General features: G+C 60.0%; 19 protein-coding genes. 8 read left to right on the top strand and 11 right to left on the bottom strand.

The window, feature by feature from the left end:
• Positions 1 to 5 precede the first annotated feature (5 nt).
• Positions 6 to 1433, bottom strand: coding sequence for an allantoinase PuuE (gene puuE, locus BM152_RS14255; RefSeq protein WP_066602652.1), 1428 nt, complete (start codon positions 1431 to 1433; stop codon positions 6 to 8).
• 151 nt (positions 1434 to 1584) lie between these two features.
• Here puuE and uraH point away from each other — a divergent pair, with 151 nt between their 5' ends.
• Together uraH and BM152_RS14245 are read left to right on the top strand one after the other, a co-directional pair.
• Complete coding sequence (gene uraH, locus BM152_RS14250; RefSeq protein ID WP_066602654.1) at positions 1585 to 1944, top strand: hydroxyisourate hydrolase; 360 nt, start codon at positions 1585 to 1587, stop codon at positions 1942 to 1944.
• 1 nt (position 1945) lies between these two features.
• The gene (locus BM152_RS14245; RefSeq protein ID WP_066602656.1) at positions 1946 to 3181 is read left to right on the top strand and encodes a urate hydroxylase PuuD; all 1236 of its coding nucleotides are present in this window, start codon (positions 1946 to 1948) and stop codon (positions 3179 to 3181) included.
• Positions 3182 to 3194: 13 nt separating this feature from the next.
• Here BM152_RS14245 and BM152_RS14240 read toward each other — a convergent pair whose 3' ends face one another.
• From BM152_RS14240 to BM152_RS14230, 3 genes are all read right to left on the bottom strand, one after another.
• Positions 3195 to 4202: an aldose epimerase family protein gene (locus BM152_RS14240; protein WP_066602659.1), complete on the bottom strand. Its 1008-nt coding sequence runs from the start codon at positions 4200 to 4202 to the stop codon at positions 3195 to 3197.
• Entirely contained in the window at positions 4199 to 4963 is a 765-nt protein-coding gene (locus tag BM152_RS14235; RefSeq protein WP_066602662.1) for a 2-dehydro-3-deoxygalactonokinase, read from the bottom strand. Before BM152_RS14235 ends, BM152_RS14240 begins: the two co-directional genes overlap by 4 nt.
• Positions 4964 to 5029: 66 nt before the next feature.
• A complete protein-coding gene (locus BM152_RS14230; protein ID WP_066602669.1) occupies positions 5030 to 5230 on the bottom strand; it encodes a heavy-metal-associated domain-containing protein in 201 nt (66 codons plus the stop codon).
• A 99-nt stretch (positions 5231 to 5329) separates the two neighbouring features.
• On the opposite strand from BM152_RS14230, the gene BM152_RS14225 reads away from it, so the two are divergent.
• The 6 genes from BM152_RS14225 to BM152_RS14200 all read left to right on the top strand — a co-directional run bounded on the left by BM152_RS14225 (position 5330) and on the right by BM152_RS14200 (position 17148).
• Positions 5330 to 7768, top strand: coding sequence for a heavy metal translocating P-type ATPase (locus tag BM152_RS14225; protein ID WP_066602671.1), 2439 nt, complete (start codon positions 5330 to 5332; stop codon positions 7766 to 7768).
• 229 nt (positions 7769 to 7997) lie between these two features.
• Positions 7998 to 11144, top strand: a complete 3147-nt coding sequence (locus tag BM152_RS19010) for an Ig-like domain-containing protein (RefSeq protein WP_066602672.1) — start codon at positions 7998 to 8000, stop codon at positions 11142 to 11144.
• A gap of 67 nt (positions 11145 to 11211) precedes the next feature.
• Positions 11212 to 12543, top strand: coding sequence for a TolC family protein (locus tag BM152_RS14215; protein ID WP_074914364.1), 1332 nt, complete (start codon positions 11212 to 11214; stop codon positions 12541 to 12543).
• Positions 12544 to 13193: 650 nt separating this feature from the next.
• Positions 13194 to 15353 carry an ATP-binding cassette domain-containing protein gene (locus tag BM152_RS14210; protein WP_082715346.1) on the top strand — a complete coding sequence of 720 codons (2160 nt, stop codon included), beginning with the start codon at positions 13194 to 13196 and terminating at the stop codon, positions 15351 to 15353.
• On the top strand, positions 15353 to 16522 hold the full coding sequence (locus BM152_RS14205) for an HlyD family type I secretion periplasmic adaptor subunit (protein WP_066602681.1): 1170 nt from the start codon (positions 15353 to 15355) through the stop codon (positions 16520 to 16522). The genes BM152_RS14210 and BM152_RS14205 overlap by 1 nt, the downstream gene beginning before the upstream one ends.
• A 20-nt stretch (positions 16523 to 16542) precedes the next feature.
• Positions 16543 to 17148: an NUDIX hydrolase gene (locus tag BM152_RS14200; RefSeq protein ID WP_066602685.1), complete on the top strand. Its 606-nt coding sequence runs from the start codon at positions 16543 to 16545 to the stop codon at positions 17146 to 17148.
• Here the strand turns inward: BM152_RS14200 and BM152_RS14195 are convergent.
• The 7 genes from BM152_RS14195 to acs all read right to left on the bottom strand — a co-directional run.
• Complete coding sequence (locus BM152_RS14195; RefSeq protein WP_066602689.1) at positions 17140 to 19257, bottom strand: 3'-5' exonuclease; 2118 nt, start codon at positions 19255 to 19257, stop codon at positions 17140 to 17142. The genes BM152_RS14200 and BM152_RS14195 overlap by 9 nt on opposite strands.
• Positions 19247 to 19636, bottom strand: a complete 390-nt coding sequence (locus BM152_RS14190) for a response regulator transcription factor (protein ID WP_066602694.1) — start codon at positions 19634 to 19636, stop codon at positions 19247 to 19249. The genes BM152_RS14195 and BM152_RS14190 overlap by 11 nt, the downstream gene beginning before the upstream one ends.
• Before the next feature lie 23 nt (positions 19637 to 19659).
• Positions 19660 to 20163: a hypothetical protein gene (locus tag BM152_RS14185; RefSeq protein ID WP_066602697.1), complete on the bottom strand. Its 504-nt coding sequence runs from the start codon at positions 20161 to 20163 to the stop codon at positions 19660 to 19662.
• Between the two features lie 18 nt (positions 20164 to 20181).
• Complete coding sequence (locus BM152_RS14180) at positions 20182 to 21999, bottom strand: DUF294 nucleotidyltransferase-like domain-containing protein (RefSeq protein ID WP_066602700.1); 1818 nt, start codon at positions 21997 to 21999, stop codon at positions 20182 to 20184.
• A gap of 101 nt (positions 22000 to 22100) precedes the next feature.
• A complete protein-coding gene (locus BM152_RS14175; RefSeq protein WP_066602703.1) occupies positions 22101 to 23843 on the bottom strand; it encodes a sodium:solute symporter family protein in 1743 nt (580 codons plus the stop codon).
• Positions 23844 to 23855: 12 nt separating this feature from the next.
• Complete coding sequence (locus tag BM152_RS14170; protein ID WP_066602706.1) at positions 23856 to 24113, bottom strand: DUF4212 domain-containing protein; 258 nt, start codon at positions 24111 to 24113, stop codon at positions 23856 to 23858.
• Positions 24114 to 24290: 177 nt separating this feature from the next.
• Positions 24291 to 26099 (bottom strand): acetate--CoA ligase (gene acs, locus BM152_RS14165; protein WP_074914359.1); only part of this gene is annotated, 1809 nt, incomplete at its 5' end.

Genomic DNA, 26099 nt, shown 5'->3' with positions numbered 1-26099 from the left:
TCGATTCAGAAGTTCATGTCCTTCAAACGGTGCCACGCGATTCGTTCGACCTGACGACAGGCCGTTTTGAATTCTTCGTCTCTGGAATGTTCCAGTCGGGCGTGGAAAGCCGCGAGGATTGATGCTTTTGTATTGTCTTTTACGGCGATGATAAAGGGAAAGCCGAATTTTTCGGTGTATTCGGTGTTCAATTTCTCGAAAGTCGCCCGCTCGTCGTCGGTCAGCGCATCAAGCCCTGCGGAGGCTTGCTCCGATGTGCTTTCCGCTGTCAGACGTTTGGCTTGCGCGAGCTTTCCGGCGAGATCGGGGTGCGCGGTGAGCACGCCGGTTTTCTCCGCCTCAGAGGACGAGCGGAAGGCGCGGCACAGCGCCGAGTGAGTCCCGATCCAGCTGTCATGTGCCGGTCCCAGTTCCAGCCCCCAAGCACGCTCCGCGATCCAAGGGCTGTGTTCGAAGATGCCACCAAACCGCGCGACATATTCCTCTTTCGCAAGCTGCGAGGGTTTTTCTTTGCGGCTATGGGGGTGGGTCTTGGCCCAGTGTTTCGCAATGTCGATCCGGCGCGGCGTCCAGACATCATCGAAGGTTTTGATGTAGTCGATGAATTTCTTGAGGCCCGCAAGCTTTCCCGGACGCCCGATCAGACGACAGTGCAGCCCGATGTTCATCATCTTCGGCGTGCTTTCGGTCCCTTCGGCATAAAGCACATCGAAGGCGTCTTTGAGGTAGGTGAAGAATTGCTCGCCCGTGATGTAGCCCGGAGAGGTGGCAAAGCGCATGTCATTGGCTTCGAGCGTATAGGGGATGATGAGCTGGTCGCGTTCGCCGACTTCGAGCCAATAGGGCAGGTCGTCGTCATAGGTGTCGGAAATATAGTCGAACCCGCCTTCTTCAGCGACCAGACGCACGGTGTTTTCCGAGCAACGCCCCGTATACCAGCCATAGGGCCGTTCGCCTGTGACTTCCTCATGGAGACGGATGGCGTCCTGAATGGCGGCGCGTTCCTCGTCTTCGGGCATGTCTTTGTGTTCGACCCATTTGAACCCGTGCGACGCGATCTCCCAGCCGGCATCCTGCATCGCGGCCACCTGTTCGGGGCTGCGCGAGAGGGCGGTTGCGACGCCATAGATTGTCACGGGAATATCCGCGCCGGTGAAGAGACGGTGAAGCCGCCAGAAACCGGCCCGCGCCCCATATTCATAGATCGATTCCATGTTCCAGTGACGCTGGCCCTGCCACATGGCGGCACCGGCGATGTCGGACAGAAACGCCTCTGAGGCCGCGTCGCCGTGGAGAATGCAGTTCTCTCCGCCTTCCTCGTAGTTGAGCACGAATTGCACAGCGACCTTTGCACCGCCCGGCCACTGGGGATCGGGGGCATTGGCACCATAACCAGACATGTTTCGAACATAACGCGGCGGATTTTTTGGCATTTCCTTTGGCCTTCGTGTTTTTTGACTAAATGCTAGGCTAGCAGAACATCGAATACTCTTTTGTATCCAATCTGACGAGAATGATTGTTGCCGCTGCCCGCGCTTTCCGACAGTCTTGAGGGGAAACGCTAACAATTTGGGCAGCTATTCCATGACTTCCGGTTTTTTGACCACCCATGTTCTCGACACGGCCAAGGGGCTTCCCGCCGCGGGTGTCGAGATTGTGCTTTATCGCGTGACAGGCGACAGCCGCGAGAAAATCGCGCGTGCGGTGACAAATGAAGACGGCCGGACCGATGCACCGATCCTTCCGGCGGAGCAGTTTGAAACCGGCACTTATGAACTGGTCTTTCACGCGGGGGACTACCTGCGCAGGACCGGACAGGCGGGGGATGCGCCCCTGTTTCTGGACCTGATCCCGCTCCGCTTCGGGATCAGTGACGCCGACAGCCACTATCATGTGCCGCTTTTGCTATCACCTTTCAGCTATTCGACTTACCGGGGGAGCTAAAATGAGTTTGCTACCGATTTTCTGGGAATGGGCCGAGTTCGCCCTGCGTTGGCTCCATGTCATCACGGCGATCTCGTGGATCGGCTCGTCTTTCTATTTCATCGCGCTTGATCTTGGCCTGCATCGGGACCGCAAGCTCGACACGGGGGCCGATGGCGAGGAGTGGCAGGTTCACGGTGGCGGTTTTTATAACATCCAGAAATATCTCGTCGCCCCGTCGCGGATGCCCGAAGACCTGATCTGGTTCAAATGGGAAAGCTATGCGACATGGCTGTCGGGCTTTGCGCTTATGGCCGTGGTGTATTACCTCGGGGCGGAGCTTTATCTGATCGACCCGAATGTGCTGGAAATGTCGCCCGCTGTGGCGGTGGTTGTCTCGATCGTGTCGCTGTCTATCGGCTGGATTCTCTATGATCTGCTGTGCAAGTCGAAGTTCGGAGACGACAATACGCGGCTCATGATCCTGCTCTATGTCATCCTCGTGGCGATGGCGTGGGGCTATACCCAAGTGTTCTCCGGTCGCGCGGCCTTTCTGCATCTGGGCGCGTTTACGGCCACGGTGATGAGCGCGAATGTGTTCTTTATCATCATTCCGAACCAGAAGATCGTGGTGGCCGACCTGAAGGCCGGACGCACGCCCGACCCGAAATACGGCAAGATCGCCAAGCAGCGCTCGACCCACAACAACTACCTGACGCTGCCGGTGTTGTTCATGATGCTGTCGAACCACTACCCGCTGGCGTTTGCGTCGAAATACAACTGGATCATTGCGGCTCTGATCTTCCTGATGGGCGTCACGATCCGGCATTTCTTCAACACCATGCACGCGCGCAAGGGCCTGCTCTGGTGGACATGGGGCGCGACGGTGGCTTTGTTTCTGGCGGTGATGTGGCTTTCGACTGCGGGCATCTACATGCAGGACGACAGCGACGAAGAGGCCGCACTTGGCCCGATGGCCCAGAAATTCGCTGCCGCAGAAGGTTTCGAGGATGTGCATGACATCGTTGTGACCAACTGTTCCATGTGCCACGCCAAAGAACCCTACTGGGAGGGGATGGCCTCTCCGCCCAAGGGAATCCGGCTCGAAACCACGCAAGAGGTGGCCACGCTGGCCAAAGAGATCTGGCTTCAGGCCGGTGTGACCCACGCCATGCCGCCTGCGGGCAGCTATATGTATCTCGATGACGAGAGCCGGACCGCCATCCGCAAATGGTATGAAACAGGTCTCGAAGGCTGAGGCTTCGGGCGCGTTACGGTGTCAAAAACTGCCAGCGCGTTTCCTGCCGGTAGGTGTCCTCCGCGCCCAGCCGGATAGAGGGGAAGGTGGCATGGTTCGGCGCATCCGGCCAGTGTTGCGCCTCCAGAGCCACGCCACAAAACCCCACCTCGGGCACACCGCGATGCCCTGGCATGTCGCCGCTGCCAATGGGGGCCGCATCAAAGACCTGTAGCCCCGGCGCGGTGGTCTCCATCCGCATCTCGATCCCGCTTGTGCCGCGCAAAACGGCGGCGGGTTTCATCTTTCGATCTTCTTGCGACAGGCAGAAGTTATGGTCATAGCGCTGCGCATCCGTGGGGCGCAGCACATGTCCCGCGCGCAGATCAAATCCGGTTCCCGCCACGGGCGTGATTTCGGTCGGGATCATCTGTGCGTCAACCGGCAGGTAGTGCTCTGCATGAACCTGTAGCCAATCCCCGTCCGTGGTGGGGGTGCCGTCGAGGTTCCAATAGGAATGGTTGGCGATATTCATCAGCGTTGGCGCATCTGTGGTGGCGGTGATCACCAGGGTGAGTGTCGCAGGCGCATCCTCGTGATCCGTCACGCTATATTGCGCGGTCACGGTCCGGTTGCCGGGAAAGCCGCCCTTGCCGTCGGGTAAGTCCAGCGTGAGTGTCACCGAGGTCTCGCTCAAAGCAGCGGTGTGCCAGAGCTCTGTGTGCAGGCCGTGCTCTCCGCTGTGCAGCAGGGTGGGGCCTTCGTTCGGTTCGAAATGCAGGGTTTCGCCATCAAGCACGGTTCGGGCCTTGGCAATACGATTGGCGACGGGTCCGACCAATGCGCCGAAGTAATTCATCGGCCCGTGGTCATAGGCCCTGATCTCGGGACTGCCCAAGGTCAGCCCGTAAGGCACCCCTCGCAGGCGTAGATCATTGAGAATGGCGCCATAGGTCAGGATCGTCGCGGAGAGATCGCCCGCGTGTAGCGTGATCGCTTCGACGTTGCGCCCGTCTTCGAGCTTGCCGAAAAGGCGTTTCATGCGGTGATCCGATCTTTGGCTTGGGCAAATCCGGCGTGATACATCGCTGCGTCCTCGACCTCTGTGAGTGGCACGAACTGGCTTTCCAGCGCAACACGGTAGGGCGCACGGAGGTGGGCCGTGCCGATCAGTGCCACGGGTTGCCCCAGCCAATAAGCCCGCGTCGCCGCAAGCTCCGCGCCGATCAAAGCGGCGCTGGCGCGGGAGGCGGCTTCCGGTGTGTCGAGACGATGTTGCGCGGTTTCGGTCTGCAAGCTGCCAAGTCTCAAGGCGGCCATTTCGGGGCGGGACATGGTGTCGGAAAGCGCGTCCTTGAACGGCTCGACCTCCTTTAGTGACAGCCCTTCGGAAAAGAGGGCAGACACCAAGGCCCCCGTCAGGACACGCCGCATGGAGACCACCTCTTCGGCGCTCACATGAACCCAAAGCGTGCTTGCATCCGTCGGCAAACAGAGGATGCCGTCAAACTTGGGATGCAGCGCGATGAACCCCGCGATGGCCACTTCTTCACCATTCGTCACGGTCAGAGGAGTGTCCTGTGACAGCGGCGGAATATGTGCGGGGCTGCCCTGTAAGGCGTCGGGCAGAGGTTTGCAAGGAAGCCCGCGCGGCGCGGCGGACGTACCCGCGAGGATCATGGGGGCATGTGTCTCAAGAGCGGCATCCAACCCCGCCTGACAGGGGGCGTCCTGCGGCGCGGTGTCTTGTGTGTCCAAAGACCAGAGCCGCAAGGCCTCCCCGTTCCAAATCCCTGCTTTCACGACGATCTCCTGTTTTCTGATGTGCGGCGGATAGCCGTATGGCCGCATATATGTCGCAAGGCTCGCTCAGGACTTCAATTCAGCCGGATAGCCCGCTGCTTTGAGCGCAGCCAGAATAGCCTTGTCGCCTGCGTCGGAGAACACGTCGATTTCGCGTGCGTCCATGTCGACGTCGATCTCCACCGTGTCATCCACCGCCTCAATCGCTTCGGTGATTGCGGTCTTGCAATGGTCGCAGCTCATATCGGGAACGGAAAAAACGGACATCTTGTCACCTCTTCGAAAATTTGCGCGGCGCTCCTCGCCTCTGCTTGGTCTGTGCTCTACATAAGTAACCGAATTATGCTCATAGGCCAGAGTGACAAAATGCACAGCACCCGTTTATCCGTCGAAGGTATGACCTGCGCCTCCTGTGTGGGGCGTGTCGAACGTGCGTTGAAGGGGATGGAGGGCGTCGCGGACGCCAATGTGAACCTTGCCACGGAAACGGCGGAGGTGATGTTCGATGATGCCGTGACACTGCCCGATCTGGTCGGGGTGCTGGACAAGGCGGGTTATCCGGCGCGTGTCGAAGAACTGGTTTTTGACATCGAGGGCATGACCTGTGCCTCCTGTGTGGGGCGTGTCGAGCGGGCTTTGAGAGCGGAGGAAGGCGTGAGCGAGGCTTCGGTCAATCTGGCCTCGGAAACCGCGACCGTGCAGGTTTTGAGCGGGGTTCAGGACGCGGATAGTCTGACCAAAGCCATTGCGCGCGCAGGATACAAGGCCAAGCCACGCATCGACCGTGAGGCCGCACCGGTCAACCGGAAGGCCGACGAGGCCCGAGCATTGCGCAAGCGGCTGATCTGGGCCGTGGCGCTGACCCTGCCGGTGTTCGTGATCGAGATGGGCGGGCATCTGGTTCCTGCGCTGCATCACTGGTGGATGATGACCGTGCCGGAATGGCTCTGGCGTATGGTGCAATTCGCTCTGACGGCGGTCGTACTGGCCGGACCGGGGCGTGTGTTCTTTGCCAAAGGCCTCCCGTCACTTATGAAAGGCGCGCCGGATATGAACGCTTTGGTCGCCTTGGGGGCGGGCGCGGCGTTTCTCTATTCCTCGGTGGTCACCTTCTGGCCGCAATCCCTCCCGATGGGCGCGCAGAACGTTTATTTCGAGGCCGCCGCCGTTATCGTGTCCTTGATCCTCCTGGGCCGATGGCTGGAGGCGCGCGCCAAGGGGCGCACGGGGGAGGCGATCCGCACACTGGCCGGAATGCGGGCCAAAACCGCGCGGGTCGCGCGGGATGGTGCTGTGGTCGAATTGCCGATCGAAGAGATCAGGGTGGGCGATGTGCTACACCTGCGCCCCGGTGAGAAAATTGCCGTGGATGGCAAGGTGCTGACGGGCGAGAGCCATGTGGACGAGGCGATGATCTCCGGTGAGCCGATCCCCGTGGCCAAGGCCGCAGGACAGCCGGTGATCGCGGGCACGGTGAATGGCGAGGGTGCCATGACCTATCTGGCCGAAAAAGTCGGCGCGGATACGATGCTGGCCCAGATCATCCGCATGGTCGAAGAGGCGCAGGGCGCAAAACTGCCGATCCAGTCTCTGGTGGACAAGGTGACTATGTATTTTGTGCCTGCGGTGATGGCCTTGGCGGCGCTCACTGTGGTGATCTGGTTGATGTTCGGACCGGAGCCTGCGCTGGCGCATGCTTTGGTCGCGGGGGTGGCGGTGCTGATTATTGCCTGCCCCTGCGCGATGGGTCTGGCAACGCCGACGTCGATCATGGTGGGCACAGGCCGCGCCGCAGAGCTTGGCGTGTTGTTTCGTAAAGGCGATGCGTTGCAAGGGTTGCAAGAGGTCAAGGTGATCGCTTTTGACAAGACCGGCACGCTGACCGAAGGCCGTCCCGATGTCACCGATCTGGTGACGCTTGCGGGGGAGGAGGCCGCACTTCTGGCCGAAGTGGCCGCTGTCGAAGCCAAATCCGAACATCCGATTGCCCGCGCCATTGAGCGTGCCGCCGAGGCGCGGGGGCTGGTCCTGCCCGAGGTGGCGAAAGCGCGCGCGATTGCGGGGCACGGGATTAAGGCGCAGGTCGGGGAGAGCGCGCTTCTGGTCGGCAACATGCGTCTCATGACCCGCGAAAAGATTGATACCTCCGCCTTTGAGATCCCGCTCGCGGGACTGGCCGATCAGGGGCGCACGCCGGTTCTGGTCGCGCGTGACGGGGTGGCGGTGATGGTGTTGGGGGTTTCCGATCCGGTCCGCTCGACATCGCGCCAAGCCATCGCGGCACTTCACGCGCGCGGGATCAAAGTGGCGATGGTCTCCGGCGATACGCGCCGCGCCGCCGAAGCTGTAGCGCGTGATCTCGGGATTGACCATGTGGAGGCCGAAGTCCTGCCGAAGGGTAAAGCCAAAGCGGTCGCAGCACTCAGAGAGGTGCATGGCGCTGTGGGGTTTGTTGGAGATGGCATCAACGACGCACCTGCATTGGCTTCAGCGGATGTGGGAATTGCGGTGGGGACAGGGACGGATGTGGCCATCGAGGCGGCGGATGTGGTGCTGATGCGCGGTGATCCTTGCGCGGTGGTGACCGCTGTGGATGTGAGCCGCAAGACGATGGGCAATATTCGCCAGAACCTCTTCTGGGCCTTCGCCTATAACGCCGCGCTTATCCCCGTGGCGGCAGGGGTGCTCTACCCGTCCTTCGGGGTGCAACTCTCGCCGATGCTTGGGGCGGGTGCGATGGCGCTGTCGTCTGTTTTCGTTGTGTCCAACGCCCTGCGCCTGCGCCGCATTCCCGCCGCAATGTAGGACGGCGCGCTGTGCGCTTATGCGTCAATATTTGGGTCATAGGACCAGATTTCGGGGTCTGCCCCACAACCTGCCGTTGATTTTGTGGCAAAAACGTCAAAAATGTGACCAACCATCAATTTCTCCCCTAGTCTGCGAATCACTTTTGTGTAAATTCGCCCGTGAAAAGCAAAAGCGGCATCGCATTGTGTGAATGCAGCTACCTATCGAGCAGAAGTGAATTGGTAAAATGTTGGGCATTCAATATTCCGTCCGTGATGGCGCGGGCATCGTAACCACAGGCACACTTTCCCTTTCCGGCAATAGCGAAACCATAGCGGTTGAGGCGGTTGAGGACATCTCCCTCAACATGTCGAGTGCTGCAATCTCGGGCTATACGCGCGAGGGGGGGGATCTCGTTATCGAGCTGATCGGTGGCAAGACTATTGTGTTGGACGGTTTCTTCGAAGGCGAGCATGACCTGTTGCTTTCCGAACGCGGTCTGATGACCAAGGTCGATTTCATGGCCGAGGACGAGGGGCAACTCGTCGCGACCTATCAGGACATCGATCTGACCGGCAAATGGAGCGAATACGACCAGCTTGCCTTTCTCGACCTGGAACGTGTCGAGCCGGTTGTTGCACCTTTGGTTGCAGGTGCGGCCTTGTCCGGTCTCGGGGCCGCAGGCGCCGCAGCGGCTGCTGTGGCTGGTGCCGGCGTGATCCTGAGCGGTGGCGACGATGATGATAGCGATGGCGGAACCAAAGACACAACCCCGCCCACGGTCAGCATCAACTCCGGTGTCGAAAGCACCGAGGACTATGTGAACGGCGAGATTTATGACAGCGGCAGCTTCACGATCTCCGGCGAAGGCGAGGCCGGTTCTTCGGTAACCGTCGAAGTTGGCGGCGGATCGCAAACCGTTGTGGTTGGTGAAGACGGCACATGGACGACCGAGTTCGATAGCGAGACCATCGACACCGGCGAATACACCACCGATGTGACTGTGACCGCCATTGACGAGGCCGGCAATTCGACAACGGTGACGGACACTCTGGTTGTGGACACAGAGGCTGAGGACCTGAGCTTTGACACGGTCGAGGGCGACGATGTCATCAATATTGTCGAGGCCAGCGATGATGTGATCGTGTCCGGTCAATCCGAAGCCGGTGCGACGGTTGTGGTCGAGCTGGAAGGTCAGGTGGTGGAAACCACCGTGGCTGAAGACGGGACATGGAGCGTGACCTTTGACGGTGACGCGCTGCCCGACGGCACATATGACAGCACCGTCACTGCGACGGTCACCGATGCCTATGGCAATGCTGCGAGCTATACCCATGATATTGCCATCGACCTTGAGGCTTCGGTCTCGGTTGACAGCGACTCGGCGGGGGGCGACGGCACGGTGAACCTCTCCGAAATGAACGCGGGCGTGACCCTCACCGGCACGGGCGAAGCGGGCGCATCTGTGACCGTGACGGTCAAAGGCGTGGAGCGCACGACCACTGTGGGTGAGGATGGCACTTGGTCCGTGCTCTATGAAAACGGCACCCTGCCCGAAGGCACTTACACCACGGATGTCAGCGCGGTTTCGACCGATCTGGCAGGGAACACCACCTCCGCGACAGGCGCTTTCGAGATCGACACAGAAACCGGCGTGGCCATTGACGCAGGGCATTCGGGCGGTGACGAGACCATCAACCTGTCCGAAAGCCAGCAGGCCATGAACTTCACCGGCACCGCCGAGGCGGGCGCGACGGTTGTGGTGACTTTGGCTGGCGTGTCGGTTACCACCATTGCGGATGCCTCCGGCAACTGGACGGCAAGCTATCCGGCGGGCACGCTGAGCGGCGGGGAATATGACACCACGCTGACCGCAGTTTCCACCGATGCGGCGGGCAACACGGACACCACCACCAGCACTGTGCATGTCGATACGGTTGCGGGCAATATCACGCTGACCACGCCGATCGAAGGCGATAACGTGATCAACGCGGCCGAAGCCTCCGACGGGGTCTGGATCTCCGGCACGGCGACCGCAGGTGAAACTGTGACCGTGACGCTGGCAGGTGTGTCTCACACTGTGACTTCGACCCCTTCCGGCACCTATTCGGCGTTCTTTGCGGCTTCCGAGATCACAGCCGGCGAATATGACAGCACCGTCACCGCGACCCTGACCGATGCTGCGGGGAACTCGACCACGGTTCAGTCCGCTGTCGAGATTGACACCTTTGTGTCGAATTTTGCAGAGACCGGTGTTCAGGGCGGGGCTGACGGGGTTGTGAGCTATGCCGAAGCGCAAGCGGGCGTGGCTCTCTCCGGCACCGTAGAAGTCGGGTCCACTGTGACTGTGACCTATCAGAACCAAAGCTACACGGCGACGGTCGATGGCGCAGGCAACTGGAGCGCGACCATTCCGACTTCCGCTTTGCCCTCCGGCGAAGGCACGGCTGATGTGACCATTTCCGCAAAGGATCCGGCGGGGAACACCTCGTCGCTCACGGAAACGATCACCTATGACACCTATGTCAATGAGCTGGATTTGACGGCAGATGCCGGCGGCGACATGTTCCTGAACCTTGCGGAAGTGAACGAAGGCGCAAGCTTGACCGGCACGGTTGAGGCCGGATCCACGGTCTATGTGACTTTGGACGGGGTGCGTCGCGAGGCGGCTGTGGCCGATGATGGCACATGGACGGTTACCTATGAACCGGGTGAAATCAGCGAAGGCACCTATGATGCCGATGTCCTGATCGAAGCTACGGATGCTGCGGGCAACACCCGTTCCGAAACCACTTCGATCACGGTTGATACCGAGATCAGCGAGCCTGTTGTTGAGTACGTTACTCGCGGTGTTGATGGCGTGCGTTCGATCTATATTGCGGAAAGCGATGACGACATTGCGGTCCATGCGCTTGACGAAGAGGGTACGACCACGGAAATCTCCCACTCGGATATCGATCTGGGCGAAGAAACTTTGCTGAACTTCGGCTCTGAAGTGTCCAACGGTGACCAGATCGTGATTGCCTCCGAGGATGAAGCGGGCAACCAATCGGATACGCTTCTGGTGCTCGACACCACGAACGAACGTCCGGAAGGGGCCTATTTCGAAGTGGACCTCGACAATGCCGGTCTGGACCAGTTCGACCTCGGTGCGATTGACCTGCAATTCGTGAACGGTGGTCAGGTGACCCTCTCGGCAGATGACCTTGATCGTCTGGTCGGCGAAGACGGAAGCCTCACGATTCACGGTGGCGAAGATGACAAGGTGGTGCTCCAAGGCGCTGAGGTCACGGGCCAAAGCTCCGCGGATGATGGACAAACTTACGACATCTACACGCTTGGCGACGATCAGGTGCTCGTCGATCAGGATGTCGACGTGCAGGTGTTGCCGTAAGGGCGAAAACAATGAGAGCGGCGGGGTGAAAACCCCGCCTTTCGCAACATTGGGCCAAGGGGAAGCTATGCGATTTCGGACACCACTTTGCATCGCGATGAGTGCGGCGGTGTGCCTGAGTGGCTGCGTCGGCGCGCAGGGCTTGTCTGATGTGAAACCTGTCGCGTTTCTCAAAGGCGATTCCGGCACCCTGTCCGAAGTGAAAGACAGCGAAGCCCCCAGTCTGACCGTGGCGAATAGCGGTGAGGCCTCCCCCATTATTACTGACCTGTTGAATCGCCGCTCGGTTCTGGCCTCGGGATCTGCCTATGATCAGGTGGCCCAAGCGGTTCTTTCCACCTCTTCCGGCGTGGCCGAAGCCGAATTGCGCGCATCCAAAATGCGTGCGGTTGCGCGGTCGAAGAACTGGCTGCCGACAATTGGCCCCTATATCTCCCTCGACTCTCTGGGCGAGTTGGTCGCCGGTCTTCTGGTCGAGGTGACGCTTTACGATAACGGCAAGCGCAAGGCCGAACGGGCCTTCGCGGCGGCGGATGTCGAAGTCTCCGCCGTGGCACTGTCTCAGGACATGAATGACCGTGTGTTCGACGGGCTGAAGCTCTATATCACCACCGCCGAAGCGCGGGAAAAGGCCAGCATGGCCGAGCGTGGTCTCGGACGTATGCGGGAATTCAACCGCGTTGTCAGTGAACGGGTGAGCGGTGGCGCGTCGTCCCTGTCGGACCAGCGGGTCGTGCGCTCGATCATCTCCGAAATGGAACATGAGGCGCGCACCCATCGCGAGGCACAGCAAAGTGCGACTGCAGAGCTGGCCACGCTGACGGGCGGGGCGAACTTGCCCGAATTGACACAGGCGACGGGTTTGAGCCTGCCGCCGGAGAGCTTGACCCAGCTTGATGTTGTCCGCGCCGAAGCCGAGGCCAAACGTGCGCAGGCCGAAGGCAGCCTTGAGCGTGCTTCCATGTTGCCGACGTTGGGTGTGACAGGGTTTCTTGGCCAAGGCGACGAGTCGTCGGTGGATTACAAAGGCGGTGGTCTGGGTCTTGGCACTGCCGCTGAAATGGAGGCCAGCCGCGCCCGCGAGGCGGCGGCACAGGCCGGTGTGGCCAAAGCGCGGGAATCGGCTGCACGCAAACGGGCGCAGCTTGATAATCGCTTGTCTGCACTCAAACGGCAGGAACGCGATTCCGCTGATCTGGTGCAGCAGACCCGCGCCAATTACCGAATTTTCCAGGATCAGTTCGAAGCGGGCCAAAAATCCGTCATGGATGTATTGAGCGTGTATGAGCAAATGATCCGTGAAGAATTGAAACATATTGATCTTAAATATGAAATTGCCCTGACCGAGTTGGAGATCGCGCGGGTTTCCGGGGCACTTGCCGATGGGGCATCGATTTGAGCAAAGCACCGAAACTTGCATTTAAACTCAGTTCGGCCAAACCTGTTGTGCCGACAGATGTCTCAAATGAGCGCAAACCTCCGAAGGAGCCTTTGACTGTGCACCTCGGGAAAGCGCAACCCCTGCGCAAAAAGGCGCCCAAACCGGAGGCCAAACGCGCCAAACCCACTGCAAAAGACCCTGTCGCAGCGCCCCTTGATCCGCTTGAAGAGAAAAAACGCGCGGCCAAGGAGGCTTTGCGGGCCAAGGCGTCCGCTGCTGCGGCAGAGACCCGTGCCCGCGAAGAGGCCAGCGCGAAAGCCCGCGAGGCAGAATGCAAAGCGCAGGAAGAGGCCAAGGCCCAGCGTCGGGAGCGTGCCCGCGAGGTCGCAGACACGGCGCGCAGACCCAAGCGCAATGCGGAAGAAGTCAAAGCGGCGGCCAAAGCGCGGCGCGAAGAAAAGTTACAGACGCAACTTGAGGCGCAGAAGGCACAGGCCGAGGCTGCTCCTCTCGTGACGGCTCAGGCCGAAGAACCGCAGGTGCCGACCGCTCAGGATTTGTCTGCAAAAGAGCCGCAAGCACCTGTTCATGAAGAGGTGGCGCAAGTCTTTCCGGACGATTTTGCGCCCGCCGGACCCGCGACGGTTGAGGCGGCCCCTGCGGAGGTTATGCCCGCCGCAGACATCCTGCCCGCGACACCGCCGCAGCCCGTCTTTTCGCCCCGCGCCTTGCAGCGTGCCGAGCTTGTCGCCCAATTTGCGAGCCAGTTCGGCCATCGCGCCATCCTGTCCGACATTCTCGAAAGTTTCGCCGCACAACCCGACGACGATATCGCGCCGGAGGCCATGCTGCGGGCTCTGGAGCTGACAGGTCTCAAGGCCGAAGTGGCGCAGCCCCGCGAATTGACGCCCCGCCTCTGGCCTGCACTGGCGTATATGTCTTCGGGTCATGTGGTTCTGGTGCTCAAGCAAAAGGGACAAATGCTGACCCTGTTCGAACAGAACGCTCCGGATCAACGGGTTGAGGTGCCCTTGGCGGAATTTGCGCCGTTCTTTGCCGGAGTGGCCATTCGGGCGGGTAAAACGCTGGATTCGATTGCGGCCAGTTACCTGCCGGATATGTCGCGCAACCACTGGTTCTGGGGGCAGTTCGGGGCGTTCAAACGGCAAATCGGAGAAATCGCGCTCGGGTCGCTTCTGGCCAATATGCTGGCCGTGGCGGTCGCAATGTTCTCGCTTCAGGTCTATGACCGCGTGATCCCGCACCAGTCGCAAGCCACGCTTTGGGTGCTGGCGCTGGGGGCCTCTCTGGCGATCGGTTTCGAGGCGGTGCTGAAACTCGCGCGTTCGCGGTTGATGGACGGTGCCGGGCGTCAGATCGAGTTGCGGGTGCAGTCGATGTTGATGGGGCGGCTTTTGGGGATGCGCTCGGATGCGCGTCCGACCACGCCGACGGGACTGTTCTCTGCAATGCGGGAATTCGGTTCCGTGCGCGAGTTCTTTACCGCCTCCACCATCGGTTCCGTGGCGGATATTCCGTTTATATTCCTGTTCTTTATGCTTGTCGCCTCTATCGCGGGGCCAGTCGTCTGGATTTTGCTGCTGGGGGCCACCATCATGGTGGTGCCGGGCTATTTCATGCAAAAGCGCATGATGCGCCTGACGCGGGAAACCCAAGGGGCCTCGGCCAAGGCATCGCGCTTGCTGCATGAGGCTGTGTTCGAGTTGGACACGATCAAAACCCAGCGCGGGGAGACCCGTGTGCGGCGCATCTGGGACGAGTTGAACCTGTTGTCTGCCGCGAAATCGTCAGAACAACGGAAGCTCGCGGGTCTGTTGACCTTTTGGTCGCAAGGCGTGCAGCAACTCACCTATGTGCTGGCCGTTGTGGCGGGCACCTATCTGGTGTTTGCGGGTGAATTCACCGTGGGGACGATCATCGCCACGGGTATTCTGACCTCGCGCACACTTGCGCCTTTGACGCAGCTTTCGGGCACGATGGCACGCTGGAGCAATGTCAAAACCGCGTTGGACGGGTTGGATGCCATTGCCACCGCCCCTCAGGATGCAGGCGAGGACCGGAACTTCCTGCGCCGTCCCGAGATTGCGGGGGCTTATGCGCTGCGCGAGATGCAGTTCCGCTACGATTCTGAGGGTGCTCCGACGCTGGACTTGCCGGCGCTCGACATCAAACCCGGACAGAAAATTGCGGTTCTGGGCGCGAACGGATCAGGCAAAAGCACATTCCTGAAACTGCTTGCCGGTCTCTATGCGCCGACGCAAGGGCGGCTCCTGCTTGACGGGGCGGAGATGAGCCAGATCGACCCGCGCGACATTCGGCGGGCCGTTGGCTATCTGGGACAGGATGTGCGACTCTTTGCCGGAACCTTGCGGGAGAACCTCAATCTCGGCGGCATGGAACGTGATGACGACCGGCTTCTGGCCGCTCTTGATTTCGCGGGTCTTGGTGCTTTCGTGCGAGGCCATCACCGTGGCCTTGATCTCGAAATTCGCGATGGTGGTGAAGGCCTCTCGGTCGGGCAGCGGCAATCTATCGGCTGGGCGCGGATGTGGTTGCAAGATCCTTCGGTCTGCCTTCTGGACGAACCGACCGCTGCGCTGGATCAGGCGCTTGAAACCGCGCTGGTGGCGCGATTGAATGTATGGCTCAAAGGCCGCACGGCCATCATCGCGACGCACCGGATGCCCATTGTCGGTCTGACGGATCGGACGATGGTGTTTAAAGATGGCCGCATGGTTGTGGACGGGCCGCGCGATCAGGTGATGGCGCATTTGGCGAAGCCACAAAAAACGGATGGGCGCGCCTGATGGTCACGCTGGATGACATGCTGGATCGCGATATGGATCGGCCCGGTTGGGTCATTCGCATCGGCGGGCTGGTCCTTTTGGTTTTCATCCTCTGGGCGGCGATTGCGCGGGTGGACGAGATCGTGCGTGCCGATGGCCAGATGATTTCAAGCTCGCGCCCGCAGATCGTCCAGAACCTTGAAGGCGGTATTCTGTCCGAGCTTCTGGTCCAAGAGGGCGAAGAGGTCGAACAGGGGCATGTGCTTGCGCGGTTGCAGGGCACGGAATTCCGCACCTCTGCCGATGATCTTCAGGAAAAACTCGATGCTCTGCAGGTCCGTCAGCTTCGCCTTGAGGCGGAAATGGCGGGGGAAGAGAGTTTCGAGGTGCCGGAGGCTCTGGCCGCCCGTGCGCAGGATGTCCTGGCCTCCGAGCAGGCGTTGCTCAAGGCGCGTGTGGCGGACTATCTGGCGCGTAAGGATGGCGCTCTGGCGGTTCTCAAACAGGCAGAAACCGAGCGCTCCTTGATGGAGGACATGCTCAAAAAGAACGTCGTGGCGCTGATCGAAGTGACCCGCGCGCGTAAAACCCATTCCGATGCGCAGCTCAAATATAACGAGATCGTCACGCAGGCGGAGTTGCAGCGGGCGGAGGACTATTCCGATACGCTCAAGGAAATTGCCTCGGTCAAACAGGCGCTGACACTGGCCAATGACCAGTTGAACCGGACGGTTATCACCGCTCCCATGCGCGGGATCGTCAATAACCTGACCGTGACCACCATCGGCGGCGTGATCCGTCCGGGTGAGGAACTGGTGCAGATCATTCCGGTGGACGAGGAGCTCTTCATTGAGGCACAGGTGCGCCCCGAAGACATCGCCCATGTCGAGCCGGGGCAGGACGCGACTATCAAACTGTCGGCTTATGATTACACCATCTACGGCACGCTCAAGGGCAAGGTGCAGGTGGTTTCTGCCGATACGTTCAAGGATGAGCGGGATCCGGATGCGCAGCCCTATTATCGGGTGACGGCCTCGGTTGATCTGTCGAGCCTCACGGATCGTCAGAAAAAGATTGAAATCCGTCCCGGTATGCGCGCGCAGGTAGAGTTGCACACAGGTTCGAAGACCTTTCTGCAATATCTCCTGAAACCGCTTTACAAGTCACGAGAGGCCTTCCGCGAGCCTTAAATGCGTTTTAGGCTGCGGTTATGAAATACGATATTCCCATTCGCGATGCCGCAACGGTGATCCTTTTGCGCGACGGTCCTGACGGGCCGCGCGTTCTGATGGGGCAGCGCGGGCAGTCTGCGGTGTTCATGCCCGGTAAATTTGTGTTCCCCGGGGGCGCGGTCGATCCGGAGGATTTCAACGCGCCCTTGCCAGATACTCTTGAGCCGGTCACATGGCGGCGTCTGGTCGAAGACGCGTCTCCCGATCTGGCGACTGCATTGGTCCATACGGCGGTGCGGGAGTTGCAAGAAGAGACCGGCCTGATCCTGAGACAGATGAGCGAGGCGCATTTCATCTTTCGCGCCATTACGCCGCCGGGACGTCCGCGTCGGTTCGATGCGCGGTTCTTCTTGGTGAATGCTGATCACATCGCCAATGATCCGGACGATTTCTCGCAGGCTGAGGACGAGCTTTCCTTTTTGCAATGGGTGACCTTGCAAGGGGCGCGGGCCTTTGATCTGCCCTTTGTCACCCGCGTTGTGTTGGCGGAGGTGGAGGCAGCGCTGCACAAGGGGATGCCGCCGGAGCAGGTGCCCTTTTACGACCATCGCGGCCCCGTTGGAGCGATCCGCGCCTTACGCTAGGTCCACGGCGTGAGAGGCATTCGCGTCCTGCAACAGGCGCTTGTGCTTGCGCATTTCGGTGAGCGCATCGCCAAAGGTTATGATCCCTTTCTTCTCCGCCATGCGCAGCAGTTTTATAAACACCTCCGCCGTGGCCATCGTGTCGCCCATCGCGGTGTGGCGCGCCTCTGGAGGGATTTTGACGCCCAGCCGGTCTGCAATGGCATCCAGCGTATGTTCTTCGGACTGACCAAAGACGATGGCGGACAAAAGCACGGTGTCGAGCACGGGGTTGGTGAATTTCACGCCGATCCGGACTTCGTGTTTGCGGAAAAACTCCAGATCGAATGGCGCGTTATGCGCGACCAGAACGGCTCCGCGGGCAAAGCTGTGTAATTGCTGACCGGCCAGATCAATCGTTGGCGCGTCCTTCACCATCGCGTTGGTGATGTGATGCACCTCTGTGGACGAGGCCGGAATGTTGCGCTCCGGATTGACGAGCTGGTCGATGGCTTCGTTTTCGATGACCTTGCCGTTGACCACGCGCAGCGCGGCGATCTGGCAAACTTCGTCCCCTTGCGAGGGCAAAAGCCCTGTGGTTTCGGTGTCGAACACGACATAGGACAGGTCGGAAAGCGGCGTGTCCATCAGCTCTTTTGCGGGCGTTCGGGACAGCAGGTCGAAATCATAGGTCACAGCCCGTCGCCCGTCGCCCGGTGTGCGGCGCAGACGCCGTGCCTGCCGGATCGGAAGTTTCAGAACTGTGCGTGAGGCAGGGCCGAATTCCGGCCAGACTTCCGTGCCGTGGGCCTCCAGAATGTCGCGGCCTTTCATATCAACGAGGCCTACGTCGAGGGTTTCGGAGAGCCAGTTTTCGAGTTCATCGACGGAAAGCGGTTCGCCGGACCATCCGAGGGCAAGCATCGCGCCGCCCGCATCGTCGCGGCTGACCAGAAACGACAGGGCACGTCCGCCCGTGCGGGAGATGTGGCGGGCGAGATGGGACAGGAGCGAGATGATCTGCACCGCGTCCAAGGTCAGCACCATGGCATCTGCGGCCTCGGCGACGAGTTTGATGTCGTCCTGTTGCAGTTGAGCGGTCAGGGCGTCGCAGAGCTCGGAACTGCGGACCTGTGCCATGGGCCACCATTCCGCCTTACCCGTCTCATATTCGGTATCAAGCGCGGCGATCACCTTTGTCAGCTTTGCCATCTCACTCACCAAAGCGGCGTCCAGACGCGGATCGGCGCGTAGGTCGTCATCGGTATCGCGGGCGGCCAGAGTGGTTTGCAGCGAGGCAATCGAGGGGCGCAGCGTTGCAAAGAGCCGCGAGAGGAGTTTCTCTCGTTCGGCATGGATGGTCAGATCGGAGGTCACATCGTCCAGTGTCAGCACATAGGGCGGCGCGACATCGCCTTCGTCGGGGGCATGCATCAACCGCATTCGGGCCGAGAGCACATGCCCTCCGTGGCGCGTTGCCACTGTGAGCGGCAGAACATGACCGTCGCCGCCTTCGCCCGCACAAAGCCGCGCGTAGGCGGACTGGATCGGGCGGGGACGCAGGAAGTCGAAGATCGAATGATCCAGACCGGGCGCCTGATCGGAGGACAGAAGCTCGGCGGCGGCCCCGTTGTAAAAGGCGATCTTGTGCAGGCCGGAGACCAGAACCATCCCGTAGGGCATCTCCGCTGACAGCGCGGTGAGTTTTTCCTTTTCTTCGATGAGCCGCGTGGTTTCCTGCGCCACGGTCTCGGCGAGCTTGTTGCGTGTCGCCGCGAGGTTTTCCGTGATCGCGCGTGCCGCAGGGGCCAGATCGCCCAGATAGCGTGCTGTTTTGTCGTCTATGGTATCTTCGACATTGGCATGTGTGCTGGCCAGCAAGCCACCGGCCAGACGCTGGATCGGCTTGGCAACATTCTCGTCAAACATCAGCCAGATCCACGCCACGACGCCAAGGATCACAAAGCCCGAAATCGCTCCGGCAAAGATGAATCCGTCTGCGGCCTCCGGCACGTCCAGCCGCGAAAACCCGAGAGCAAGCCCGGCTATGACGGCCGCAATGGCGGCGGCGGCAAGAAAGGCGAAGAACAGAAAGACCCGCAGGCGGAGGGACCAGTTCTCAATTTTCATGAGGACCTCCCGCAATCAGTCGGGCGACGAGCCCCTTGAGATCGTCCATGGCAAAGGGTTTGGTCAGGAAAGCATCCGCCCCCATCGCAAGCCCCTTGCGCTGTTCGGCTTGGGAGACGCGGGCGGACATCATCAGAACAGGGATATGCGAAAGGGTCGGATCGCTGCGTAGGCGTTGGCAGACCTCGTAGCCGGAACACCCCGGCAGCGTGACGTCCAACACAACCAGATCCGGCTGTTGTGCACGGATATTGGGCAGGGCCTGGTCTCCATCACTGACCCGCACGAGATCATATCCCGCACGTCCCAGCAAAACTTCGATGGCAATCGCGATATTGTCTTCGTCTTCGACCAGAAGAATGCGCGGTTTCTCTGCCATGATGTCTCCTCCCTTGATACGCCCTACCTCAACTGATCGCAGGCCGTGCGCAGGACAGGATCGTTCTTGTCCATATCGAACCAGTTTGCTTGCGTCAGATCCCCTTCGGGCAAGTCGAATGCGTCGGCGCGGCGTGACAGGAGGCAATCGAAGGCCACCGGCACGATGGCACTCTCGGAGCGGCGCGCGACAAGATACATGTCGACTTGCACCATTTCACCATCGACCTTGGCACTGTCCTTGTCGAGGGCGATGAACTGTGTGGTCACAGGAAACACAAAGGTCCAAGGGCGCCAGATCTGTTTCTTGTCGACGGTCATGGCCACCAATTTCCCCTCACCGAGACCGGCTTCGGCGCGAGAGGCCCACGAGTATTCCGACCAGATGGTGAAGGCGAGCATGGCAATCCCTGCACTGGCAGGCATCAGCCAGTTGGGCAGGGGTAGCCGCAGAAGTTTCTGCATCCCGAGGATGAGACCGGCGGCACCGACACCGGCGGAGATTGTGGCGATAAATTCCAGAAGCATGGGGTTAACCCTTTTTTGTTATGTCCGCACGGCGGAGGAGCCGAGCGCGGATTGCATGGTGCGCACGATAACAAAGGCATCGCGCAGATGGGAGCGTTCAAAGGCCGGCAGGGCCGAGGGGCTCAGGAAATTGTCGGGCTTTTGACCGGCGCGGACCTGTTCGGCCTGATGCTCAAGCCGCGCCGTGGCGATCATGTCATAGGCGGCGAGCAAATCCTTGCCGCCCGTGTCCGACACCAGACCGCTTTCAATCGCGGCTTCAATCCGTGCGCGGGTATTGACCACAGGGAGCTTGCCCTGAAGAGCATAGACCCGACCGAGATCGACGATGGGCACAACGCCATTGTGTTTCATGTCGAGATGGTTGCGATACTCGCCCGATTTGATGGTCGCAAACCCTCTGAGCAGCCCCAGAGGCGGCGTGTGTTTGAGAGAGTTGGAAATCATATGGGCGACAAAAATCGAATTTCGCGCGGCGGCGTCCAGCGCGGTTTTCTGGAGCGGAAGAAACAAGCTTTCATCCCCCGCAATCGGGCGCAGGTCATACATCACAGAGGCCAGCATTTGCGCCTCGTTGTCAGGGGCGGAGATCCATTTGTTGAAATAGCCTTCCCAGACGGACAAGGGTTGGCACCAACGCTCCGTCATGGCCATCATGTCACCGGGGCAATAGACATAGCCGCAGGCATCCAGCCCGTCGCAAACAAAGCGCGCGAGCTTGCGGAAATACGCGATGTCTGCATCTGTGGCAGCGTTGTCGATGATCAGACAGTTGTCCTGATCTGAAACACCGGTCTGTTCGCGGCGTCCTTGACTGCCACAGGCGGCCCAAAGGTAGGGCACGGGCGCGGGACCCATGTCGTCCTCGGCCATTTTGAGCAATCGCCGCGTGACGATGTCGGCAATATCCGTGATCTTGCGCGTGACGACATCATGGGCCAGATGGCTGCCGACAAGCTGCATCAGAAAGTCGGGCAGGCGGGCGGTCACAGCGGCCATTTCGGCAATGCTTTGGGCATTGCTGAGGTCAAACACCATCTGGGTTTGCGATGAGCCGAAAAAGCGGGTGATGTCGGTCTGTGTGACCATCCCGACCAGCTTGCCCCCCTCGACAACGGGGAGATGCCCGATGTGGTTTTCCAGCATGACGTGGATCACATCGCTGCCAAGTGCACCCGGTGCCAGCGTGATCGGTTCGCGCGCCATGATGGTGGAGACGGGCAGGGCGGTGTCGCGGCCTTCGGCAAGCACCTTGTTCGTCATGTCGCGCACGGTGACGAGGCCCACGAGCCGCTGGTCCTCGGTGACAGCTATGGAGGAAACCTTCGCAATCCGCATGAGCCGTGCACAGTCGGAGATCGTGGTGGTTTCCTGACACGCGACGGGCGCGGTGGCCATGAGATCGGAGACATGCTGGGTCATCAGACCGGATGCGGCTTTGGGACGTGCCCGACCGCGGTTGAAATAACGGGCGAACTCGGGATTCGTGGCCACTTTGTTTTTGAAAGTCTCAGGGTCGAGCAGCAGAATTGTGCAGTCGGAGGCGGCTCTGGCTGTGGTCGCGGCAAGCCCGTCACGCAGCAAGCCGCGTTCTCCGAAATGGTTGGATTTTTGTAACAGGGACATCTGTGCCCCGTTCGCATCGGTGATTTCAACCGAGCCCGACTTGATGAGATAGAGCCCCTCAAGCAAGTCTCCATTGGCATAGATGACCTCGCCTTCGTGATAGGTCTTGCGGGAAAACCCGTCCGTCAAGTCTTCAAGATCGGCTTTCGGCAACACGTCATAAGGATGCGTGGTTTGCAGAAACTCCATGATTTTGGCGGTGTCAGGCATCGCTCAATCCCCGAAAAGCGTTTGAAAAAGGGCGCGGAAGGTTATTCCCCCCGCGCCCGATATGGAGAGGGACCGACCCGAAGGCCGGTCCGGACCCTTGTTTAGTGGTCCACGGCACCACCGGCACCACGCGGGATGCGGACGCTTTCAACGAGCTCGCGGATTTCCGCAGGCGGCTCTTCCGTCGCATTGGACACCAGATAGGCGACCGCGAAGTTGACCAGCGCACCAACCGCACCGAAGGAGGTCGATTTGATCGACAGCAGCAGCGGATCGGCATCGGTGAAGCTGTTCGTTCCGGGAATGAAGAACCAGCCTTTATGCAGGAAGATATAGACCACGGTGATCCCGAGACCGGCAAGCATACCAGCCACAGCACCCTTGTTGTTGACGCGTTTGGAGAAAATCCCCATCAGCAGGGCCGGGAAGATCGAGGACGCAGCCAGACCGAAGGCCAGAGCCACAGTTTGCGCGGCGAAGCCCGGGGGGTTGGCCCCAAGGTAGGTCGCGATCACGATCGCCACAGCCATGGAAATACGCGCGGACAGAAGTTCGCCCTTTTCCGAGATCGAGGGGTTGATCTGCGACTTGATCAGGTCGTGCGATACTGCAGAAGAAATCGCCATCAACAGGCCGGCTGCGGTCGAGAGAGCTGCGGCCAGACCCCCTGCAGCGATCAGGGCAATCACCCAGCTCGGCAGGTTCGCGATTTCAGGGTTCGCCAGAACCATGATGTCTCTGTTGACACTCAACTCGTTGAGTTCGGCATCAGCCACATAGGTGATGAGGCCATCGCCATTTTTGTCTTCATATTGCAGCAGACCCGTTTGCGCCCAGTTGCGGACCCAGTCGAGTTTTTCCTCACTGTCGATGGTTTCCACGCTCAACGCCTCTGCGGAGGTGCCGTTCGGGTAGAAGGTATCAATCAGGTTCACACGACCCATTGCACCCACGGCTGGCGCGGTGAGATACAGCAGAGCGATAAAGACAAGCGACCAACCGGCCGAAGACCGTGCGGAGGCAACCGTGGGAACCGTGAAGAAGCGTACGATCACATGCGGCAGACCTGCTGTCCCGATCATCAGGGACATGGTGAACAGGAAGATGTTCAAGGTGGTGTCGGTCTGCTGGGTGAACTCGTTGAAGCCGAGATCGCGAAGCATGCCGTCAAGTGTTGCAAGGAGCGGTTCACCGGAGCCGACATGGTCGGAGAAAAGACCCAGCGGCGGGACAGGGTTGCCCGTCAGTTGCAGGGAGATAAAGACCGCCGGAATGGTGTAGGCGGTGATCAGAACCACATATTGTGCAACTTGAGTGTAGGTGATGCCCTTCATGCCGCCGATCACCGCGTAGAAAAACACGATGGTTGCGCCGATCAGAAGGCCGGTGAGGTTGTCCACTTCAAGAAAGCGCGAGAACGCCACACCAACACCGGTCATCTGGCCAATCACATAGGTCAGGGATGCGGTGATGAGACAGATGACCGCCACGGTGCGCGCAGTCTGGCTATAGAACCGGTCGCCGATAAACTCGGGCACGGTGAATTTGCCGAACTTGCGCAGGTAGGGTGCGATCAGCATCGCCAGTAGCACATAGCCACCGGTCCAGCCCATCAGATAGGCAGAGGTGTTGTAGCCGCCGAAAGAGATGATCCCCGCCATGGAGATAAATGATGCCGCCGACATCCAGTCCGCGCCGGTCGCCATACCGTTGACAACGGGGTTGACGCCGCGGCCTGCGGCGTAAAATTCAGCTGTTGATCCGGCACGGGCCCAGATCGCGATACCGATGTAGAGCGCAAAGGTCGCGCCCACAACGATAAGGTTGAGGGTAAACTGATCCATTGGTGTCGCTCCTTATTCGTCCACGCCGTGTTCTTTATCGAGCCGGTTCATCTTCGTCGCGTAGACGAAAATCAGCACGAGAAAGACAAGGATTGAGCCCTGTTGCGCGAACCAGAACCCGATGTCCGTGCCGCCGACCTTGATGCCGGACAGCAATGGGCGCAGCAGGATGCCGAAGCCGAAAGAACTGATGAACCAAATGACCAGTGAGATGCCGATGATCCGTCTGTTTGCAGACCAATAAGCATTGTTGTCTGAATTTTCCGCCATAATGCGGTCCTCCCTTTTGTCCCAAATGCGGGTATTTCTTTTGAAATCGCCCGGATTTTCAAAACGCGACTCCCGCCTCCTCGCGGAACCCGCTTTCCTTCCCGACCGGATTTAGGTCGGGGCATCACCCCTCATTTGTCGGGGGTGATGCATGTATCCTACCATATTTGCGCGCGTTTACGCGGATTTCTGGTAGAGCGAATTACCAATCAACTCATCCACGACGGCAGGTTCTGCGAGGGTGGATGTGTCTCCCAGACTGCCGGTGTCGTTTTCGGCGATCTTGCGCAGGATGCGGCGCATGATTTTGCCGGAGCGGGTTTTCGGCAGGCCCGGGGCCCATTGGATGAAGTCCGGCTTGGCGATCGGGCCGATTTCGGTGCGGACCCATTTCTCCAGCTCGGCGCGCAGCTCGTCGGTGGGCTCCACGCCGTTCATCAGCGTGACATAGGCGTAGATGCCTTGACCCTTGAGTTCATGCGGCATCCCGACCACGGCGGCCTCGGCGACCTTGGCGTGGGCCACCAGCGCGCTTTCGACTTCGGCCGTGCCCATGCGGTGACCGGAGACGTTGATCACATCGTCCACGCGACCGGTGATCCAGTAATAGCCGTCTTCGTCGCGGCGGCATCCGTCGCCGGAGAAGTAATAGCCTTTATATTGCTGGAAATAGGTCTCCTGGAAGCGTTCATGATCGCCCCAGATGCTGCGCATCTGTCCCGGCCAGCTGTCCTTGAGACAGAGCACGCCTTCGGTGGCGGTTTCGTGCAGTTCCTCGCCGGTGGTGGCGTCGAGCAGCACAGGTTGCACGCCGAAGAAGGGCTTGGTCGCAGAGCCCGGTTTGGTCGGGATCGCGCCGGGCAGCGGGGTCAGAAGGTGACCGCCGGTTTCCGTCTGCCACCATGTGTCGACGATGGGGCATCTGCCTTTGCCGATCACCTCGTTATACCAGTTCCATGCCTCGGGGTTGATCGGCTCGCCGACCGTGCCCAGCAGTTTGAGCGAGGACAGGTCGTATTTCTCGACCCATTCATTACCTTGCCCCATGAGCGATCTTAGCGCCGTGGGGGCGGTGTAGAATTGGTTGACCTTGTGCTTTTCGCAAACGGCCCAGAACCGGCCCGCGTCGGGGTAGGTGGGCACGCCTTCGAACATCACCGTGGTGGCGCCATTGGCCAGCGGGCCGTAGACGATATAGCTGTGACCGGTGACCCAGCCGACATCGGCGGTGCACCAGAACACATCGCCATCGTGATAGTCGAAGACATATTTATGGGTCAGAGCCGCATAGGCGAGATAGCCGCCGGAACTGTGCACGACGCCTTTGGGTTTGCCTGTCGAGCCGGAGGTGTAGAGGATGAAAAGCGGATCCTCGGCGTTCATCGGACGCGGCGGGCAGTCGGGCGAGGCGTGTTCCATCAGGTATTTGACGTCCACATCGCGCCCGTCGATCCATGTGATCTGATCGCCCGTGTGTTTGACCACGAGGCAGCGGACCTTGTCGGAACAGTGCAGGAGTGCTGCGTCTGTATTGGCCTTGAGCGGCGTGCGGCGACCACCACGCGGGGCGGTGTCGGCGGTGATGACAAGCTTCGCGCCGCAGTCATTGATGCGGTTGGCAAGCGCATCGGGGGAAAACCCTGCAAAGACAATGGAGTGGATTGCACCGATCCGCGCACAGGCCAGCATGGCATAGGCGGCTTCGGGAATCATCGGCATATAGATGACCACACGATCCCCGCGCATGACGCCTTGGCTCAAGAGCACATTGGCCATGCGGTTCACCTTGTCGGACAGCTCCTTGTAGGTGATGTGGCGGGCGGGTTCGTTGGGGTCATCCGGCTCGAAAATAATCGCGGTTTGCAGCGATCTCTTGGCGAGATGGCGGTCGATACAGTTGGCGGAGACGTTCAACACGCCGTCCTCATACCACTTGATATCGACGCGACCGAAATCGAAACAGGTCTTCTTGACCTGCGTATAGGG

Source organism: Celeribacter halophilus, from assembly GCF_900114135.1.
GTDB classification, from domain to species: Bacteria; Pseudomonadota; Alphaproteobacteria; order Rhodobacterales; family Rhodobacteraceae; genus Celeribacter; species Celeribacter halophilus.
This window is presented reverse-complemented; position numbering and strand designations above follow the sequence as displayed.

Bases quoted from the DNA above. Each gene is read 5' to 3' on its own strand.
- puuE (WP_066602652.1), bottom strand. From the start codon at position 1,433: ATGCCAAAAAATCCGCCGCGTTATGTTCGAAACATGTCTGGTTATGGT.
- uraH (WP_066602654.1), top strand. From the start codon at position 1,585: ATGACTTCCGGTTTTTTGACCACCCATGTTCTCGACACGGCCAAGGGG.
- BM152_RS14245 (WP_066602656.1), top strand. From the start codon at position 1,946: ATGAGTTTGCTACCGATTTTCTGGGAATGGGCCGAGTTCGCCCTGCGT.
- BM152_RS14240 (WP_066602659.1), bottom strand. From the start codon at position 4,202: ATGAAACGCCTTTTCGGCAAGCTCGAAGACGGGCGCAACGTCGAAGCG.
- BM152_RS14230 (WP_066602669.1), bottom strand. From the start codon at position 5,230: ATGTCCGTTTTTTCCGTTCCCGATATGAGCTGCGACCATTGCAAGACC.
- BM152_RS14225 (WP_066602671.1), top strand. From the start codon at position 5,330: ATGCACAGCACCCGTTTATCCGTCGAAGGTATGACCTGCGCCTCCTGT.
- BM152_RS19010 (WP_066602672.1), top strand. From the start codon at position 7,998: ATGTTGGGCATTCAATATTCCGTCCGTGATGGCGCGGGCATCGTAACC.
- BM152_RS14215 (WP_074914364.1), top strand. From the start codon at position 11,212: ATGCGATTTCGGACACCACTTTGCATCGCGATGAGTGCGGCGGTGTGC.
- BM152_RS14210 (WP_082715346.1), top strand. From the start codon at position 13,194: ATGCCCGCCGCAGACATCCTGCCCGCGACACCGCCGCAGCCCGTCTTT.
- BM152_RS14205 (WP_066602681.1), top strand. From the start codon at position 15,353: ATGGTCACGCTGGATGACATGCTGGATCGCGATATGGATCGGCCCGGT.
- BM152_RS14200 (WP_066602685.1), top strand. From the start codon at position 16,543: ATGAAATACGATATTCCCATTCGCGATGCCGCAACGGTGATCCTTTTG.
- BM152_RS14195 (WP_066602689.1), bottom strand. From the start codon at position 19,257: ATGAAAATTGAGAACTGGTCCCTCCGCCTGCGGGTCTTTCTGTTCTTC.
- BM152_RS14190 (WP_066602694.1), bottom strand. From the start codon at position 19,636: ATGGCAGAGAAACCGCGCATTCTTCTGGTCGAAGACGAAGACAATATC.
- BM152_RS14185 (WP_066602697.1), bottom strand. From the start codon at position 20,163: ATGCTTCTGGAATTTATCGCCACAATCTCCGCCGGTGTCGGTGCCGCC.
- BM152_RS14180 (WP_066602700.1), bottom strand. From the start codon at position 21,999: ATGCCTGACACCGCCAAAATCATGGAGTTTCTGCAAACCACGCATCCT.
- BM152_RS14175 (WP_066602703.1), bottom strand. From the start codon at position 23,843: ATGGATCAGTTTACCCTCAACCTTATCGTTGTGGGCGCGACCTTTGCG.
- BM152_RS14170 (WP_066602706.1), bottom strand. From the start codon at position 24,113: ATGGCGGAAAATTCAGACAACAATGCTTATTGGTCTGCAAACAGACGG.